The sequence below is a fragment of the Acinetobacter sp. AS167 genome, from assembly GCF_037152175.1.
GTDB lineage: Bacteria > Pseudomonadota > Gammaproteobacteria > Pseudomonadales > Moraxellaceae > Acinetobacter.
In genome coordinates, this window is the sequence record NZ_JBBCMP010000007.1 from 157,180 (window position 1) to 171,740 (window position 14,561).

Sequence of the window (14,561 nt, forward strand, 5' to 3'; positions counted from 1 at the left end):
AGTGATCTTTGGGTTTTTTTGATTTAAGATAATGAAAAATGTTTGGGAATGGATTGTGAATCGTATTATTCAATTGGATGTTAATTCTATTCAAAATATTCTTCCGACTTACCATTCGATCGATCGAAAGGGGCAGATCCAAGAACTGAAACAGGCGATCTATCAATATAGAAACCAATTATTGTCCGATATTTTTTCAGTTGAAATCAGTAACCACTCTTTTGAAAAAACAGATTTTGGTAAACCCTATTTAATTGATTATCCAAGGTTTCACGTGAATCATTCACATAGCCAGCACCATTATGCTTTGGCGAGTAGCCAGCAGATCCAAGATTTGGGTGTAGATGTTGAGGACTTAGATCGAAAGGTGCGCTTTGAGGCTTTAGCTAAACATGCTTTTCATCCCCAAGAATATCAGGCTTGGCAAGCGTTAGACTTTGATCCTACTTTTTGGTTTAAGGTGTGGACCACAAAAGAGGCGATTTTAAAAGCATCGGGCCTAGGGATTCGTTTGAGTCTAAATGAGCTAAATACTGGAGTGCATGTGATGAATGATGGTGGGATCTCTACGCATCCGTTATTGGGCAGCTTTGCCTATCAAAATCTCCAGCTGAGCCGAGTCATGCTTACGGTGGCATGGCGTTCTGAATTATCCTGTAAGGGTTTTGCATTTCCACAGATTCAAGTCATTCAACATGGCTAATTAAAGACCGTATAGACGTTTTCATTCTGCATAACATATAAATTGCAACAACGTTATTCCATATTGGAGTGTGGCATCTATACGTCTAAGTGTTGAAATTTTCAACCTTAAGCCACCTGTATTGCAAATCGGCATTATTTAATAAAACCAGTTAAATGTAAGCTGCTTATCTTTAAATAAAAATAAATAGTACTCGATCACGAACAAACAATCTTGCTAGTCGTGTGTACTTTGGAAGCTATATTTTTTACATAAAAATTAGTTTATTTCTCCATTAAATTCTCTATACTTGATAAATTAAATGATAATTAAGTAGCGAAAATACTAATTATTGTGAATTTAAAGCGATGAAAAAGCGATAGGTTAGGATTAATTATATAGTGCGATTTAAATACTTCATCAGCTTAATTTGCATCATATTTTTTTATCCAAATTTTAGTTTTGCTTCAAGCTTAGAAAGTGATCTTGCTGCTTTTAATCTCATTACCAACTACGAGCTTTTATTCTTTGGTGGAATATTTGTCATTCTGATGCAAGCTGGTTTTGCTGTAGTTGAAGGCGGATATGAAAATACCTATAAGTCAATTTCCGCATTATTGGTTAATTATATTTCAGCAATTTTAGGAACGCTTATTTTTGGTTTCTTCTGCGCAAAAATTCTCCTTGCAGGTGATGCCTACTCCGAAAAATATATGAATGGCATGCTACATGGCTGGCATTGGAATTTATTGTTTTTTTATACTTTGATGGCCACGACAATAACCACTGTAGTTGGACGAGTGATTCCGAGTAAAGTTCCTTTATTTGTAAACTGGATAACCGGTTTAATGATCGCAGGTGTGATCTTTCCGTTCTTTAGTAGCTGGACCTGGGGCAATATCTTATTTGGCAAGGGCTGGTTAAAAGAATTAGGCTTTATTGATTTTGCAGGATCAACTGTGGTGCATTCCACTGCGGCTTGGATCGTTTTGGCGGGATATTTAACCTTAAAACCTCACGACCGACAAGAAATCTTAAAAAAAGATTTAATCTTTGAGGATTATAAGATTTTATCTTTGGCATTGGCTGGTTTTATTCTTTGGCTGGCGTGGTCAGGTTTAAATGTGGTTTATATCTCGGCATTTTATGCGGATATTGGGTTAATTGTTGTCAATGCTTTTGCTGCACTCTTTGGGGCAATGGTTGCATCCTTAGTTTTTTCTTTGGTATTGAATAATAAAATTATTTCATGGGTTGAAATGATTAAAGGTGCTTTAGGTGGTTTAGTTGCAATAACGGCAAGCTGTGGCTTGGTGAATTTATCTTCAGCATTGATTATTGGCTTAGTCTCAGGCTTATTGACCATATATTTACCTCGTTTTTTGGCTTATTGGATTGATTCTAAACATATTCGTGAAGTTGTTGTGGTACATGGTGTTTGTGGAGCATGGGGGACACTGGCTGTTTCTTTGACAGATAACCCCGTGATTAATTTAGCCAACAAGGCCAGTGTTATCGATCAAAGTATTGGGATTGTGGTAAATTTTGTGTGGAGTTTTGGCGTTGCATTCTTATTATTTAAATTGATTTGTAAATTGCGTAATACATACTAAATTAAGGATTCAAAAATAAAGCTTTGAAAAAAGCCAAGCACTAAAAAAAGCGACATAAAGTCGCTTTTTTTATATTTAAGTTCTGTATTAAAAGTTAGGCAACACTTTCAGGTGTCGCACGCCATAAACTTTCCAGATCATAAAATTTACGTGCTGTTGGTAGCATCACATGTACGACTACAAATCCTAAATCGATAAGGATCCATTCAGCGTCTCGTTCACCTTCAACACCAATTGGGCGAAAGCCTGCTTTACGTGCTTCTTCAGCAACATTGTCAGCAAGTGCTTTAACATGGCGTGTTGATGTCCCGCTCGCGATGACAATTGCATCTGAAACGTTGCTAATAGCGCTGACATCAAGTTGAATAATATCTTTGGCTTTTACATCAAGTAGAGCTTCTTGTACGACTTTTAAACAAGTCTGTACATCTTCATTTTGAGTGTTCATTGCAAGTTCGTGAGAATTAGAAGCGCTGGGCGATGGTTCTAAATTCATATAAGGTATATTTTCCAGAAAATATCTCACCTTCTAATATAGCGCTTTTGTCTAAAAAATACAAATTATACAATGCAATCGTTTGCCTAAGTACACACTGATTTAATAGCTATGGTTGTTTGAAAAATATTTTTCTTTCCATGCAAATGACTGATTTGAATGAGATTGTGGTTTGTATTCTGCTGCAATAAAGCCTGTGTAGGCGCTTTGTTTTAACCATGAAAAAATTGCAGAATAATCAATTTGTGCAGTATCTGGTTCGTGACGACCTGGGCAGTCAGCAAATTGGATGTGCCCAATCCAATCAATATTTTCTTGTAAGGCTGCCAGTACATCTTCGCCCATCATCGCCATGTGATAACAGTCAAATTGCATTTTTAATGCAGGATGCTGTACTGCTTCTAACATTTCTTGGCCTTGTGCAATATTTTGAACTAAGAACCGTGGCATGTCTGTACCATTAATCATTTCAAATACAGGCTGAATATCACGATTAGAGAGCAGATGACAAGCCAGTTTTAAATTGTTTGCCAATGTATTTAAACAGGGGAGTAAGTCGGCATCTTGTGGTTGTTTACCTGCTAAAATATTGATGTTTGGAACATTGAGCGCTTCTGCATATTCAATTGCAAGTTCTAAGGCTTGATGAAATGCTAGTTCTCGACCAGGCACACCAGCAAGACCGTTTCCACCTTGCATCAAGTCACCGGTGGGAACGTTGATCAGGCAAAGGCTGAGGTCATATTGTTCAAGCTGTGCTTGAATCTCTTCAATGCTTAATTCATACGGAAATTGAATTTCGACATTGTGGAAGCCATGAAGATGTGCCAAAGCAAAGCGTTCAATGAGCGGCACTTCAGTAAAAATCAAGGATAGGTTTACTGCGAGTTTAGTCATAAGAACGCTCCTTGCTATATTTGGACTCTCATCTTCAATGTAGTAGGCAATAGATTATTTTTCAACTTATTTATGTGTAGTTCCGTGTATTTTAACCCGATTTATTTTTCACTTGATGAATGACTGTGGCTAAATCAGACTCAGCAAATCCGTTGTTTTGATGGCTTTGTAATTGTCCCAGTGCACGTTGAGCCACAGGGATTTCTAAATCAAATTTTTGTGCAAGTTGAATGGCATTATTTAAGTCTTTAGAAAGCGTTTGTACTTTCCATTGTACGGGCTCAAAAGTATGTGTCGCCATGCGTGGGGCTAAAATTTGGAAAGGTTTTGAGTCGGCAAAACCACCAGCCAAAGCCGGCGCCAATAGGGTTGTATCTACACCTGCTTTACTGGCAAGCGCAACAGCTTCCGCGATCAAGGTGCTATTGGCAGCAACGATCAGTTGGTTGCAGATTTTAGTGGCTTGTCCAGTACCTGTTTCACCCATACGGGTGACACGCTGTGACAGGATATTGTAAATGAGGCTCAATGCTTGGATCACCTCAGCATTTCCCCCAGCGAAAATGACCAGCGTGCCATTTTCAGCACCTGCGGTTCCACCTGAAACAGGTGAGTCAATCCAAATCACCTGTTTTGTTGTTGCGCTTTCCGCCAGTTGCTTGGTTTTATCTACAGATAAACTGGAGAAATCCACAATCACTTGCTTGGCTTGTAAATAGGGCTCAATGTGCTCATAGACTAGCTGTACAGCTTTATCATCAGCAAGGCAGCTGAGAATAATCGGATATTCTGCAATATTCTCAAGTTGTAATGGGTGAGCACCTAGATCAATAAGGGCGTCACAAGCAGATGCTGTTCTGTTCCAGACAGCGACATGCAAGCCTGCTTGGATTAATCGGGTTGCCATACGGCTACCCATTAATCCCATCCCTAAAAATGCAATTTTACTGTTACGATCAAAATTCATTTTATAACTCAATAAGCTTTCAATAATAATTTTGGATTATTTGTATTGGCGCGGTAAAAATTTTAATTCAGGATTTTTATCCTTTTTACGTGCAATTTGACTATTTTTACCCAAGAGTAATTTTAACTGCCAAATCTTCTCTAAACGTAAAGATTTCTGAGGTTGATGTTCCATAGCATCTAAAACACGTTTAGCAGCCATCAGCGCATCTGGCGAGCGTTGCAGCATCTCTTCTGCAATGGCTTGAGCTTTTGCCAACGGTGAGTCGTCTACATGCGTCACCAAACCAATGTCTTTGGCATAATTGCCATCAAAAATACGTGCAGTGAGAGTAAGCTCTTTGGCTAAATCAATACCAATCACGCCCTTGATTGAGCGGGTTAAGCCCATGTCAGGCACAAGCCCCCAACGGCTTTCCATGATTGACATTTTAGTCTCTGGGTGTGCAATACGAATATCTGCAGCCAATGCAAGTTGCATCCCTGCACCAAAGCAGAAACCTTCAATTGCTGCAATGACAGGGACAGGCAGTTCTTGCCAGATCAAAAATGCTTTTTGGAATAGGCTTTGACCAGGTTTAATCAGTTCCCAAGCAGCAAAGGCTGTATTTTTTGGACTATTTAAGTCAGCAAGGTCAATACCTGCACTAAATACATTGGCTTCACCTGTTAGAATCACCACACGAATACTGCGGTCTTTTTTAATCTGTTGTGCGACGCTTACCAGTTCTCGGAGTAAAGCAAAACTCATGGCGTTGCGTTTATCTGGACGATTTAATGAAACTGTTGCGATACCATTGTTTTTTTCTATGTGTAGTAGTGCCATGATCTTGACTCATTTTTTCCTTGGTCATCAGCATAGCATGTGAATTGAATAGTTACATGACAGTAGAGTCACCGAAACTGTGTTGGTGTGCCAATTGGATGGTAAAGCCAAAACAGGGTTGAAACAGCGGCTTGTATAATTTTATTGGATTTCTAAAAAGATGATTGCAATGAAAAGATCATTCTAATTCATGGTGATTTAAAGAAACAATAAAACCGTATGTAAGATAAAACCCACAGTAAACTTGGGTTTTATACAGACGATTTAAAACAGCTCAAAACGCCTTAAGAAAAGCATTTATAGAGCTGAATCGGATAGAACAGCGCTGTATTTATGAAACGGGTAAAATCTGCTGTGCAGCTGTTTCAACTTCATGAATCGCCAATTGAAGTTCATCAAAGCGTTTCATCACATCTTGGATAAAGGCTTCATCTGCTTTACGACGTTCTTTGCGTAGCATCGAAATAAATTGTTCGAAATCGCCTGTAATGCGTTGCAATTTTGGTGTGCCGACATAACGGGTTGCACCATATAAGCGATGTAAGACATGCTCTAATTGAGGGAAGTCTTCCAGTTCAATGAGTTGCTCAATTTCAGCTAGCTCTGTTGGGAAGCTGTCGACTAACATTTTTAACAAATCTTGTGCGAGATCTTCTTTATTGGCTGCTAAAGCAAGACTTTGTTTCCAATCTAGAATATAAGCATCCAGCGCTTCGATATATACTGTATTTTCGATAGGTTGCTGATGTTGAATAAATTTATCGCTTGTCCAATTGGTGAGGATTTGAATGATTTGTTCAATTTGGATCGGCTTGGTTACATAATCATCCATACCGACCTTGAGTAATTTTTGTTTTTCATCGGCCAATGCGTGTGCTGTTAACGCAATAATCGGCATACGCATACCATCTAAGGTTGATTCCAAAGAGCGGATCGCCCGCGTGGTATCAATCCCTGACATGACTGGCATTTGAATATCCATAAAGATGAGATCAAAAGGCTTCGCACCTTGTTCAACCCCTTGCTGAATAATGGTTAAAGCTTCTTGACCACTGAGTGCCTTAGTGGTTTTTACATTCAATTCGCCTAACAATGCTTCAAGCACGATCAAATTCGGTAAATGATCATCTACAGCTAAAACATGTAAATCTTGCCCTTTAAAGTCTTTGTGATGCTCTTGTTCAAAGACAGGTTGATTGCTGAGCAGTTGAATCACTGAACTACGGCTCAGTGGTTGATATAAAGGACGCGCTTTATATTCAGTCAACATATTTGGATCAAGTGACATTTGATAACCATATACCGCTAAATGACCTTGATAACGACCACGAATTTCTTTAAGTAAGGCTTCAGTATCTCCACTATGATCAACGATCAACCATGTATTTTCAGTATTTTTTTCTAGGCTGTTTAGTCTGCTAAACAGATCTAAAATCGATTGTGCTTCGGCATGTCTAACTTGATAGTCTTCTAAATAATGACGTAATACATTGGCTGTTGCAGGATGGGCCAAGAAAGACACCACATTTAAGTTTTTAAATGATGGGTGAACAATTTCTTCATCTTCATTCACCGTTAACAGGGCAGTAAACCAAAAGGTTGAACCTTTTTCAGTAGGTGCACGTTCTTGGTTATCTTCAAAGCCAATTTGACCATGCATCAAATGTACTAGTTGCTTAGAAATGGCCAAACCGAGTCCTGTACCACCAAATTGGCGAGTGACAGAAGCATCACCTTGAGAGAATGATTCAAATAGTCGTTTACGATCTGTACCACTTAAACCTATTCCACTGTCTTGCACACTAAAATGCAGTAAACATTGCCCAATATCATCATGTTCCATACGCGCACGAACAATAATTTCACCATCGGGTGTGAATTTAATCGCATTGGAAATTAGATTGGTCAGTACTTGTTTAAAGCGTAAGGCATCACCAATGACATGTTTAGGCACATTGTCTGCAAAATAGAATGCCATCTCGATATGTTTTTGCGCTGCCAATGGCGAGAGCATATCCATGACATCGAAAATTGCTTCTTCTAGATCAAAGGGCGCGGTCTCAAGTTCTAATTTACCAGCATCAATTTTTGAGAAATCGAGTACATCGTTAATCAGGGCTAATAAATGTGCAGAAGACTTGCGAATGGTCTGTAAATATAAACTTTGATCATTGCTTAAATTGTCTTGGCGCAACATCAAATGGATAAAGCCATCAATACTGTTTAACGGGGTCCGCAATTCATGACTGATATTGGCAAGGAAGACTGACTTTGCCTGATTGGATGAAATCGCCTGATCACGGGCTTGTTTATAGGTAATGTTTTGAACTTCTAAGGTGTCTAATGTACGACGTAAATCATCTTCTGTTTGTTCAGTATGTTCTTTTAGTTCAAGGAAGCTGAAATGTAGCCGTTTCACCACATTGGCAATATCACGCTGTAATAAGCGTAGTTCACCGGTACTGTTGATCACCATATGTTGATCAAGCGTATCTGCATTTAAACGTTGCAGTTGCATCCGAATTTCGTACATCGGTGCAATCCACCGTCTTGAATAGAAGTTTAGACACAATAAAAGTAGCAAAAGGGTTAGCAAAGCAGTCGTAATCAAAACGATCATGACACGATAATGTGCAATTTCTAAAGGTTGATTATCAAGTTCAATCACCAACCACATATTTTGATCAGAGTTGATGGGGTTAAGTTTAATCCCATAAATATTATTGTACTTATTTTGAACAGGCCCAAAGAATGTGCCTGATTTTGGAATTTTTGGCCAAGCACGCTGATTTTGGTAGCCAACGCTTAAATGATTGACATTATTTTCATCTATGATTGCTGCACTCAATAAATGCTTTTCGTTAAACATTTTTTGTAAAATGCTTTCAGCTTTTGCGTGTTGTGTTGGATTTTGTTCCATTACTGCGGTGAGTTGCTCAGCAGTATATTGGTAACGACTCAATATCGCGATGGCTTGGAAACGCTGTTTAGACTTGGCAGCAGCTGACGTTTCAGAAAGAACAAGTGCTGTTCCAACACCTGCCAAAATCATAATTGGCACGAAAATTAACGCAATAAGTTGACCATAAGCGTGATTGAGTTTTAAGCGTTTAAAGAGTTTTTTATTGAAATTCGACATTGTTCCAGCAACTCATTGCCCATGGCAAAGATATTAACATGCTTTACTCATCCTGCATGACAATATGACTAAAAATCTTGAGAATTGGAAATAAGTTATGCTGTTTTATAGATAACTTTATCATTTCTAATTCTAAGTAAAGTTTATTTTTTTATATGTATTTAATTTTATTCAATAAACAAAATCATGATCCCACTTAGGCTTGTTGATATATATGAATTTAGTTTGATCATTCCAAGTAAAATAAAGCGGAAAGATGTGCAGTATGTTTCTTTTTTTCATACAATATGCCCACCTCGATATAGGTGCAACAGATGAGTCACACACAACCTGATTTCTTAGCCAACGAATTTTTGTTAGATCACTATGTAGGAAAAACTCCTTTAGTGCGTTTACAACGGTTGGCAAGTCATACTCAAGCAACAGTATTGGCAAAGCTGGAAGGGAATAATCCCGCTGGTTCTGTAAAAGATCGTCCTGCATATAATATGATCATGAAAGCTGAACAGCGTGGTCAAATTAAGCCAGGTGATACGTTGATTGAGGCGACGAGTGGAAATACGGGAATTGCGTTGGCGATGGTCGCCGCAATGCGTGGTTATAAAATGAAATTAATCATGCCAGGTAACTCAAGCCAAGAGCGTAAAGATGCGATGCGTGCCTATGGTGCTGAATTGATCGAAGCAACCAATATGGAAGTTGCGCGTGATATGGCTTTGCAAATGCAAAGTGAAGGCCAAGGTCTGGTGTTGAATCAGTTTGGGAATCCAGACAATGTGGAAGCACACTACCTGACCACAGGCCCTGAAATTTGGCAACAGACAGCGGGGAAAATTACTCATTTCGTCAGCTCTATGGGCACAACTGGCACGATCATGGGAATTTCTAAATATTTAAAAGAACAAAATCCAGATATTCAAATTATAGGATTACAGCCTTCAGAAGGTTCAAATATAGCGGGTATACGCCGTTGGCCACAAGAATACTTGCCGACAATTTTTGATCCAAAGCGTGTCGACCAGATCATGGATATTCCGCAAATTGAAGCTGAAAAAACGGCACGCAGTTTAGCGCGTCAAGAAGGCATTAGTGCAGGAACCTCCTCAGGAGGGGCTGTATGGGCATCTGTTAAAATTGCTGAAGAAAACCCAGATGCAGTGATTGTGTGCATTGTATGCGACCGAGGTGATCGTTATCTTTCTACAGGTTTGTTCTCTGTTGAGGATGAAGAATAGTTGCTTCAAGGTCATAAATTGCCTCATGATGGTAAAGTTGATTATTGAGTAAAGTTTTTATGCGCCTTCCAGTTTTAGTTTTTGATATCGAAACCCTGACAGATCTTAAATCTGGAGCGCATTTATATGGTTTGGATTTACCACAGGACGATTTAGAACAGGCGTTGGCAAAATTACGTCGTCAAGAATCAGGGATGGATTTTCAGCGATTATCTTTACATGAAATTGTCTGTATTTCGGGTTTGTGGATTGATGAAAATGGTGTGATGAAACTATTTTCATTTAGTCGTGAGCACTATACTGAAACTGAAATTTTACAAAAATTTTTATCTATCTTTGATAAAAGACACCCAACCCTCGTGAGTTGGAATGGTTCACAGTTTGATTTACCAGTGATTTTGTTCCGTGCAATGTATCACGGACTATCTGCGCCAAGTTTGTTTGATCAAGGTGAGATTGACACACAAAAAAGGTATAATAACTATCAGAACAGATATCACAACCGTCATGTCGACTTAATGGATGTTATGGCGATGTTTAACGGGCGTCATTTTCAGAAATTGGATGATGTTGCTCATTTATTGGGTTATCCCGGTAAACGTGGTATTTCAGGTTATTTTGTTCCCGAATATGTGAATACAAAGCAATGGCTGAAATTAACCAGCTATTGCGAAGGTGATGTTTTAAATACGTGGTTAATCTTCTTAAGATGGGCTTTGTTAAAAGGTCAAATTTCTTTGCAAGATCACCAGTTATGGATTCAAGCCTCTATTCATTATTTGCAAGGACAACCTCAACAACATGAGTTTTTAAATGTTTGGCGTGAAACGTCACAACGAACTGAATTTACTCAAGCAGATTTTTCCTCCACACCCGATTAGGTATCCCTTTGAAACATAGAGCAAAACCTCGACCATCTCAGCTTCCACAATATATTTTTAAAGTTGAAAGATTGTCACATGAAGGGCGAGGGATTGCGCATTATGGAACAGAGCTCAATCATCCAAATGAAAAGCAGGGTAAAAAAGTTTTTATTCGTTATGCACTACCTGGTGAAATTGTAAAAGCTCAAGTGACTCGTCAGGTATCTAAACTTGAAGAAGCGGACAGTATTGAATTACTCAGTGAGGCCAATCCACATCGTATTCAGCCGATCTGTCCACATTTTGGCATTTGTGGTGGATGTAGTATGCAACATATCCATCCAGATGAACAAATTCGTTTAAAACAAGATGTTTTAAAATCGCATCTCAGTCACTTTGCGGGATTAGCGCCTGAACAATGGTTAGACCCATTGCGTTCAACTCGTTCCGATTATCGACATAAAGCCAGAATAGGTGTGCGTCATTTGCCCAAACAAAATAAATTGCTTATGGGGTTTCGTGAAGCACAGAGTAACCATTTAACTGAAATCCAAACCTGTAAAATTTTAGATATTGAATTGGATCAGGCCTTACCTGAAATAAAGGCATTACTCGAAAGTCTAAAAGGCAAAAGTAGCATTGGTCATATAGAATTAGCCAAAGGCGATAGCGAAATTTCATTATTGGTTCGCCATACTGAAAAATTAAAAGCCCATGATGTCAACCTATTGCAACAATATGCGTTACAGAAACAGTGGCAGTTGTATTTGCAACCTGCGGGTGTGGAAAGTGTACATCGAGTAGATCATGCTCAAGCAGACATGCATTTGCATTACCGTTTAAAAGATTTTGATATTGAGTTTGCATTTAATCCAACAGATTTTACCCAAGTGAATCCTACTGTAAATCCGCAGATGGTTAATCTGGCATGTGATTTGCTTGAGTTGAAAGCAGGTGAGACTGTTTTAGATTTATTTTGTGGATTGGGAAATTTTTCACTCCCGCTTGCTAAACGTGTGGGTGCTACAGGAAAAGTCATTGCTGTAGAAGGTAGTGAAGCAATGGTGAAGCGTGGTACAGAAAATGCACTGAACAATCGCCTCAGCAATGTTAAATTCTATTCACAAGATTTAACAAAAGACTTTTCGCATTATTCTTGGGCAAATCAAGGATTTGATGCATTATTGATTGACCCTCCTCGTGCGGGAGCAGAACAAGTTATGCATTATTTGCCCAAATTTGGTGCGCAAAGAATCGTTTATGTGTCGTGTAATCCTGCAACTTTGGCTAGGGATGCTGGGATTTTGGTACAACACGGTTATCAGCTCACTAAAGCAGGTGTAATGGACATGTTTACTCACACTGGGCATGTTGAATCTATTGCTTTGTTTGAAAAGAAATTAGAGATAAACGATTTATAATGAAATATAGAGTTAGAGGAGTAGGGTATGGTCACAGTACGTGAGCAACTTCCTGATGAGCTCAATGAGCTATCAGAGGAAGCGACTGTAGAGCATGCCGATGAAGCGCAACACGCTCTAGCAACTTGGCTAGATCGAGTGCGTGGAATTTTAGACGGTGCTGAACTTAAGCAGTTAGAAGAAGTCGCGCAATTAGTATTACAAAAAGAATTGGCGACCACAGTAAATTCCAGAACCAATACCTTTGCAACAGGTATTGGAATGGCTGACATCCTCGCGCATTTACATGTCGATGAAGATACACTAGCAGCAGCTGTACTTTATCGTAGCGTGCGTGAGGATCTCACCACCTTAGAGGAGATACAGCAGCAATGCGGTGAGCAAGTTTATAACCTTGTCAAAGGCACTTTGGCTATGGGTAAACTTTCTGAACTGATTGAAAAGAATAAACGGTTAGAAGATCACTTTAATAATAATCAGCGCGAACACCTGACAGGCATCTATAAGATGTTGATTTCTGTGACAGAAGATGTTCGTGTGGTATTGATTAAATTGGCTGAACGGACATTTGCTTTACGTGAATTGGCACACTCTTCAAAAGAGCGTCAAGAGCGTGTTGCACGAGAAATCTTGACCATCTATTCTCCTTTGGCGCATCGTTTAGGGATAGCTCAATTAAAATGGGAGCTCGAAGATCTTGCTTTCCGTTATTTGGCTCCTGAACGCTATAAAGAGATTGCTTCATTACTCAATGAAAAGCGGCTGGAACGTGAGCAATATATTCAGTTTGTGGTTGATAAACTGAAAGGTGAGCTTGGTGAGCATGATATTGAGGCAGAGATTTCGGGTCGAGTAAAACATATTTATTCGATCTACCGTAAAATGAAGAGTAAAAATCTGAGTTTTGATCAGCTATATGATATTCGTGCGTTAAGAGTTTTGGTTAAATCTGTAGCAGAGTGTTATCACGCTTTGGGCATTGTGCATCAAATTTGGCGCCATATTCCTCATCAGTTTGATGATTATATTACCAATCCAAAAGCCAATGGTTATCGCTCTTTACATACTGCGGTGATTGCAGAAAATAAATCTTTGGAAATCCAAATCCGTACCAAAGAAATGCATGAAGAAGCAGAGTTGGGTGTATGTTCGCATTTCAACTATAAAGAAGGCTCGAAAACCACTGATTATTCATTTAATCATCGTTTGCATTCATTACGTGCAGTCCTTGAACATTATCAAGAACGTACTGAAACCAGTGCACATCCCAATGAAGATGAAACAGAAGATTTTGAACAAATTCAAGATTTTGAAGGGTTCGAAAAAATCTATGTTTTTAGTCGTGATGGGGATATTAAAGAATTACCACGTGGATCGACGGTGCTTGATTTTGCTTATCATGTGCATACCGAGGTCGGGAATAAGTGCTATGCATCAAGGGTTAATCAACGCTATGTGCCATTAACCTATACTCTGAAAACAGGGGAACAGGTTGAGATTTTAACCAAGAAAGATCGTGAACCCAATCGTGATTGGTTAGTTAACTCATTGGGTTATATCAAAACTGCACGTGCCCGTGACAAGTTGCGCCACTGGTTTAGACAACAAGATCGCAGTAAAAATCTGGAAGTTGGGCGTGAACTACTCAATAAAGAGCTTTCACGTCTAGCGATTCATCCAAAAAGTATTGATTTAAGTGATTATTGTAATCATTTCAATGTAAAAACTGGTGATGACATCCTTGTTTCATTGGTAAGTGGGGAAATTAGCCTGCATGCCTTGATTAATCAAGTTAATCGCCACATGCACTTAGATCAAGATGAACCAGAACTTGTTCTAAAACCGACGTTAAATCCACGTGCAAGTCATACCTTATCTGCACATGGAATTTTAATTGATGGTTTGGATAATGTTGAATTACACATTGCACAATGTTGTCAGCCTGTTCATGGTGAATCGATTGCTGGATATATCACCTTGAATCGTGGTGTGAGTATTCATAAGGTTGCGTGTCCCGATTACATGCGCATGATCAAGTTAGAACCTGATCGTGCTGTTGAAGCCGATTGGGAAATGCAACCGACACGTGGGCAAAGTGTGCAAATTGTGGTGGAAGCTTATGATCGTCGTGGTTTGTTAAAAGATTTGACCCAAGTGATTTTTTCAGATCAGATCAATATTCGTCAGGTAAATACGATTTCTGAAGCAGATGGTATTGCCAATATGAAATTGTTGATTGAAGTGAAAGGTTTGGCGCAATTGTCTCGCCTTTTAGCAAGATTGGAACAACAGCCTGGCATTATCAGTGCTCGACGTTTGGTTCAAGGTAATTAAGCTATATTGCCTTGATCAGATTTTATGATTTGAACAATAACAAAACTCGCGAAATGCGAGTTTTTTATTATTCAGTATAATAAATTAAA

The 14,561-nt window shown here is 38.9% G+C and carries 11 protein-coding genes; 6 read left to right on the forward strand and 5 right to left on the reverse strand.

Annotation, left to right across the window (positions count from 1 at the left end):
• Positions 1-31: 31 nt before the first annotated feature.
• Both WFN33_RS13330 and WFN33_RS13335 read left to right on the forward strand, forming a co-directional pair.
• Entirely contained in the window at positions 32-703 is a 672-nt protein-coding gene (locus tag WFN33_RS13330) for a 4'-phosphopantetheinyl transferase family protein (RefSeq protein ID WP_336953560.1), read from the forward strand.
• A 380-nt stretch (positions 704-1,083) separates the two neighbouring features.
• Positions 1,084-2,295, forward strand: a complete 1,212-nt coding sequence (locus tag WFN33_RS13335; RefSeq protein ID WP_336953561.1) for an ammonium transporter — start codon at positions 1,084-1,086, stop codon at positions 2,293-2,295.
• Positions 2,296-2,389: 94 nt separating this feature from the next.
• Here the strand turns inward: WFN33_RS13335 and rsfS are convergent, their stop codons facing one another.
• The 5 genes from rsfS to WFN33_RS13360 form a co-directional block, all read right to left on the reverse strand.
• Positions 2,390-2,791, reverse strand: coding sequence for a ribosome silencing factor (gene rsfS, locus WFN33_RS13340; protein WP_336953562.1), 402 nt, complete (start codon positions 2,789-2,791; stop codon positions 2,390-2,392).
• Positions 2,792-2,893: 102 nt separating this feature from the next.
• Positions 2,894-3,688 carry a hydroxypyruvate isomerase family protein gene (locus WFN33_RS13345; protein WP_336953563.1) on the reverse strand — a complete coding sequence of 265 codons (795 nt, stop codon included), beginning with the start codon at positions 3,686-3,688 and terminating at the stop codon, positions 2,894-2,896.
• A 91-nt stretch (positions 3,689-3,779) separates the two neighbouring features.
• Positions 3,780-4,655 carry an NAD(P)-dependent oxidoreductase gene (locus WFN33_RS13350; RefSeq protein WP_336953564.1) on the reverse strand — a complete coding sequence of 292 codons (876 nt, stop codon included), beginning with the start codon at positions 4,653-4,655 and terminating at the stop codon, positions 3,780-3,782.
• A gap of 36 nt (positions 4,656-4,691) precedes the next feature.
• Positions 4,692-5,480, reverse strand: a complete 789-nt coding sequence (locus tag WFN33_RS13355; protein ID WP_004725906.1) for a crotonase/enoyl-CoA hydratase family protein — start codon at positions 5,478-5,480, stop codon at positions 4,692-4,694.
• A 331-nt stretch (positions 5,481-5,811) separates the two neighbouring features.
• On the reverse strand, positions 5,812-8,619 hold the full coding sequence (locus tag WFN33_RS13360) for a GacS-like sensor histidine kinase (RefSeq protein WP_336953565.1): 2,808 nt from the start codon (positions 8,617-8,619) through the stop codon (positions 5,812-5,814).
• A 314-nt stretch (positions 8,620-8,933) separates the two neighbouring features.
• Here WFN33_RS13360 and cysM point away from each other — a divergent pair, with 314 nt between their 5' ends.
• The 4 genes from cysM to WFN33_RS13380 are packed head-to-tail and all read left to right on the forward strand — an operon-like array spanning position 8,934 to position 14,472.
• Positions 8,934-9,854 carry a cysteine synthase CysM gene (gene cysM / locus WFN33_RS13365; protein WP_336953566.1) on the forward strand — a complete coding sequence of 307 codons (921 nt, stop codon included), beginning with the start codon at positions 8,934-8,936 and terminating at the stop codon, positions 9,852-9,854.
• A gap of 59 nt (positions 9,855-9,913) precedes the next feature.
• Entirely contained in the window at positions 9,914-10,735 is an 822-nt protein-coding gene (locus WFN33_RS13370; protein ID WP_336953567.1) for a 3'-5' exonuclease, read from the forward strand.
• Between the two features lie 8 nt (positions 10,736-10,743).
• Positions 10,744-12,138 carry a 23S rRNA (uracil(1939)-C(5))-methyltransferase RlmD gene (gene rlmD / locus WFN33_RS13375; protein ID WP_336953568.1) on the forward strand — a complete coding sequence of 465 codons (1,395 nt, stop codon included), beginning with the start codon at positions 10,744-10,746 and terminating at the stop codon, positions 12,136-12,138.
• Between the two features lie 27 nt (positions 12,139-12,165).
• Positions 12,166-14,472, forward strand: coding sequence for a RelA/SpoT family protein (locus WFN33_RS13380; protein ID WP_336953569.1), 2,307 nt, complete (start codon positions 12,166-12,168; stop codon positions 14,470-14,472).
• Positions 14,473-14,561: the final 89 nt, after the last annotated feature.

Excerpts from the sequence above, each read along its gene's own strand:
- WFN33_RS13330 (WP_336953560.1), top strand. The coding sequence starts at position 32 with ATGAAAAATGTTTGGGAATGGATTGTGAATCGTATTATTCAATTGGAT.
- rsfS (WP_336953562.1), bottom strand. The coding sequence starts at position 2,791 with ATGAATTTAGAACCATCGCCCAGCGCTTCTAATTCTCACGAACTTGCA.
- WFN33_RS13345 (WP_336953563.1), bottom strand. The coding sequence starts at position 3,688 with ATGACTAAACTCGCAGTAAACCTATCCTTGATTTTTACTGAAGTGCCG.
- WFN33_RS13350 (WP_336953564.1), bottom strand. The coding sequence starts at position 4,655 with ATGAATTTTGATCGTAACAGTAAAATTGCATTTTTAGGGATGGGATTA.
- WFN33_RS13355 (WP_004725906.1), bottom strand. The coding sequence starts at position 5,480 with ATGGCACTACTACACATAGAAAAAAACAATGGTATCGCAACAGTTTCA.
- WFN33_RS13360 (WP_336953565.1), bottom strand. The coding sequence starts at position 8,619 with ATGTCGAATTTCAATAAAAAACTCTTTAAACGCTTAAAACTCAATCAC.
- cysM (WP_336953566.1), top strand. The coding sequence starts at position 8,934 with ATGAGTCACACACAACCTGATTTCTTAGCCAACGAATTTTTGTTAGAT.
- WFN33_RS13370 (WP_336953567.1), top strand. The coding sequence starts at position 9,914 with ATGCGCCTTCCAGTTTTAGTTTTTGATATCGAAACCCTGACAGATCTT.
- WFN33_RS13380 (WP_336953569.1), top strand. The coding sequence starts at position 12,166 with ATGGTCACAGTACGTGAGCAACTTCCTGATGAGCTCAATGAGCTATCA.